Genomic DNA, 3,752 nt, shown 5'->3' on the forward strand with positions numbered 1-3,752 from the left:
AGCTGGCACCGAGCCTCCGGTCCGTCCTGTGGTCGCGTGACCGTCGCGACCCGCCGGCGTCAGTGCGCCGCGGCCTCCCAGTTCGGGCCGACACCCACCGAGACGTCGAGCGGGACGCTCAACTCGGCAGCGCCACCCATCCGGGTACGCAGGATCTCCTCGACGCGGTCCTGCTCGCCGGGCGCGACCTCGAGGATGAGCTCGTCGTGCACCTGGAGGAGCAGGTGCGACTCGAGGCCGCCGTCACGCAGGTCGGCCGCGACACCGAGCATCGCGATCTTCATGATGTCGGCGGCCGAGCCCTGGATCGGTGCGTTCAGGGCGGCGCGCTCGGCGTTCTCGCGGAGCACACGGTTCGGGCTCTTGAGGTCCGGGAAGGGCCGACGGCGACCGAAGATCGTCTCGGTGTAGCCGTCCTCGCGGGCCTGCTCGACCACGTTGCGCAGGTAGTCGCGGACGGCACCGAAGCGGGCGAAGTACTCGGTCATGAGCGTCCGCGCCTCGGACTGCTCGATGCGCAGCTGCTTCGACAGACCGAAGGCGCTCAGGCCGTAGGCGAGCCCGTACGACATCGCCTTCACCTTGGTGCGCATCTCGGGCGACACGTCCGCCGGCTCGACGCCGAACACCCGCGCGCCGACGAAGCGGTGCAGGTCCTCACCCTCGTTGAACGCCTGGATGAGCCCCGGGTCGCCGGAGAGGTGCGCCATGATCCGCATCTCGATCTGCGAGTAGTCGGCGGTGATGAGCGTCGTGTACGGCTCCGCCACCGCGAAGGCCGAGCGCACCCGACGGCCGACGGCGGTCTTCACCGGGATGTTCTGGAGGTTCGGGTCGGTCGAGGAGATGCGGCCGGTGCTGCTGCCGGTCTGTTCGTACCGGGTGTGGATGCGGCCGTCGACGATCGCGGCGTCGAGGGTGTCGACGATCTGGCGGAGCTTCGTGGCGTCGCGGTGCTGCAGCAGCAGTCCGAGGAAGGGGTGCGGGTGCTGCTCCTGCAGGTCGGCGAGGCTCGCGGCGTCGGTCGAGAACCCGGTCTTCGTCTTGCGGGTCTTCGGCATCGCGAGTTCGGTGAAGAGGACCTCCTGGAGCTGCTTCGGCGAGCCGAGGTTCACCTCGTGCCCGATCTCGGCGAAGGCCTGCTGGGCGAGGTCGGCGGCGCGCTCCCCCAGCTCGTGCGACAGGTTCGTGAGGACGGGTCGGTCGATCGCCACGCCCGTGGTCTCCATGCCGGCGAGGACGTGCACGAGCGGCAGCTCGATGTCGTCGAGGACGCGCAGCGAGGACTCGTCGAGGCGCGCTCGGATCGCGGTCGTCACCCGGAGGACGTACCACGCGTGGACCCCGATGTTCACCGGGTCGGTCTCGGGCACGAGCTGGTTCGGGTCGGCGGTGGGGAGTTCCTCGCCGAGTTCCTGGTAGACGAGGTCGGCGAGGGGCTGCCCCTGCTTGCCGGGCTGCGCCAGCCACCCGAGGATGCGGGCGTCGCCGGCGAGGCCGTTCACCTCGAACCCGACGGTCCCGAGCACCTTGAGCGCGGTCTTGGCGTCGTGGAAGTGCTTCGGCGCGTCCGAGGCGAACCAGGCCGCGAGCTGCTCGTAGTCCTTCGCGCCGCTGCCGCCGGGGACGAGCACGGCGTCGTCGTGGGTGGCGATGCCGATCGCGCTGAGCCGGCCGTCGATGACCTCGACCGCGACGCCGAAGCCGTTCGCGGCGTCCTTCGCCTTGCGCTCGAGCCAGTACCCGAGCTCCTCGTCGATGATCGTGGTGACCTTCGGCGGCGTCGGGGCGCCGTCGTCGACGCCGCCCTCGGTCGCGGTGGACTCCGACGGCTCCCCCGTACCCGCGACCTTGAAGACGCGGTCGAGCAGCGTGCGGAACTGGAGCTTGGCGAAGAGGTCGCGGACGGCCTGCTCGTCGAGCGGACGGAGCGCGACGTCCGCCGGACCGACGGGGAGTTCGACGTCGTTCACGAGCCGGTTGAGCTTGCGGTTCCGGACCGCGCGGTCCCGCTGCTCGCGGAGGTTGTTCCCGACGACGCCCTTGATCTCGTCGGCGTGCTCGAGCACCCCGTCGAGCGAGCCGTACAGGTTGATCCACTTGACCGCGGTCTTCTCGCCGACCTTGTCGATGCCGATGAGGTTGTCGCTGGTCTCGCCGACGAGCGCCGCGATGTCCGGGTACTGGTGCGGCTCGATGCCGTAGCGCTCGTACACCTTGTCGCGGTCGTACCGGGTGAGCTCGGAGACACCGCGCACCGAGGGGTAGAGCAGCGTGACGTCGTCGTTCACGAGCTGGATCGAGTCGCGGTCGCCGGAGACGACGTACACCTGGTAGCCCTGCTCGGACCCCTGGCGGGCGAGGGTGGCGAGGATGTCGTCGGCCTCGTAGTCCTCCTTCGTGACCGTCGTGATGCCCATGGCCTCGAGCGCCTGCTGCAGGAGCGGGATCTGGCCCTTGAACTCCGGCGGGGTCTCGGAGCGGGTGCCCTTGTAGTCCTCGTACTCGCGGGTGCGGAAGGAGAACCGGGAGATGTCGAACGCGACCGCGAGGTGGGTCGGCTTCTCGCGCTGGAGGAGCATGAGCAGCATCGAGATGAAGCCGTGGATGGCGTTCGTGTGCTGCCCCTCGCGGTTCACGAAGCTGTCGACCGGCAGCGCGTAGAAGGCCCGGAAGGCGAGCGAGTGGCCGTCGATGACCATGAGGGTAGGCTTTGCGGAGTCCGACACCCGGACAGCCTACCGACGCCATCCGACACGGGAGTCCTGCGCGCGTGACCGACGAAGCGACCACCACGAACGCCGTCGACGACCGGCTCACCGAGCGCGGCATGGGTGAACTCGCCGAGAAGATGGGCATGGTCGTCACCGAGCTCACGGCCGAGCGCGCGGTGGGCACGATCCCGGTCGAGGGCAACCGGCAGCCGGTGGGCCTGCTCCACGGCGGCGCCTACGTCGTGCTCGCGGAGAGCCTCGGGTCGATGGCCGCCAACGTCCACGCGGGGCCCGGTCGCTACGCCGTCGGCATCGAGCTCAACGCCTCGCACTCGCGCAGTGCCACGAGCGGTACCGTCACCGGCACCTGCACCGCGATCCACCTCGGCAACACGCTCACCACGCACGAGATCGTCCTCACCGACGACCAGGGGCGGCGCTGCTCCACCGTGCGCATCACCAACATGATCCGCGACGCCCGCTGACGCGACCGACCGGAGCGACCTCGCCGCGACGCGGCCACCGGGCACACACGAAGGAGTGACCATGCCCGCGACCGACTGGAAGATCGAACTCATCATGGTTCCCGTCAGCGACGTCGACCGCGCCCGGGAGTTCTACGAACGCATCGGTTTCGTCATCGACCACGACCAACGCGTCTCCGACGACGTCCGGTTCGTGCAGGCGACACCGCCCGGCTCGGCCTGCTCGATCGCGTTCGGCGAGGGCATCATGTCGCCGGACGTGCCGCCCGGGTCGCTGAAGTCGATCCAGGTCGTCGTCCGGGACGCCGACGACGCACTCGCCCACCTGCAGGGCCTCGGCGTCGACGCGATCGGGGTCGACGAGCTCGCCTGGGGCCGGTTCGTCTTCTTCCGCGACCCCGACGGCAACGCCTGGACCCTGCAGCAGCTGCCGCTGCGCAGCTGACGGCCGGGAGGCCCGGATCCCCTGTACGAGGACCGTGCCGCCCGACAGGCGGCCGGCCGTGGCTGGCGCCCACCGCGCCTCCAGGCCGGTCGCGGAGTCCACGGACGA

Annotated in this window: 3 protein-coding genes; 2 read left to right on the top strand and 1 reads right to left on the bottom strand. The window is 70.1% G+C overall.

What is annotated here, in order from left to right; translation table 11 throughout:
* Positions 1-59: 59 nt before the first annotated feature.
* Positions 60-2,729: a DNA polymerase I gene (polA, locus tag ACSW7Y_RS16505; protein ID WP_438127324.1), complete on the bottom strand. Its 2,670-nt coding sequence runs from the start codon at positions 2,727-2,729 to the stop codon at positions 60-62.
* Between the two features lie 101 nt (positions 2,730-2,830).
* Here polA and ACSW7Y_RS16510 point away from each other — a divergent pair, with 101 nt between their 5' ends.
* Complete coding sequence (locus tag ACSW7Y_RS16510) at positions 2,831-3,199, top strand: PaaI family thioesterase (protein ID WP_438127326.1); 369 nt, start codon at positions 2,831-2,833, stop codon at positions 3,197-3,199.
* A gap of 61 nt (positions 3,200-3,260) precedes the next feature.
* Positions 3,261-3,644 (top strand): VOC family protein, encoded by a 384-nt coding sequence (locus ACSW7Y_RS16515; protein WP_438127325.1) that lies wholly within the window; start codon positions 3,261-3,263, stop codon positions 3,642-3,644.
* Positions 3,645-3,752 lie beyond the last annotated feature (108 nt).

The organism is Curtobacterium flaccumfaciens (assembly GCF_051548005.1).
Classification (GTDB): domain Bacteria; phylum Actinomycetota; class Actinomycetes; order Actinomycetales; family Microbacteriaceae; genus Curtobacterium.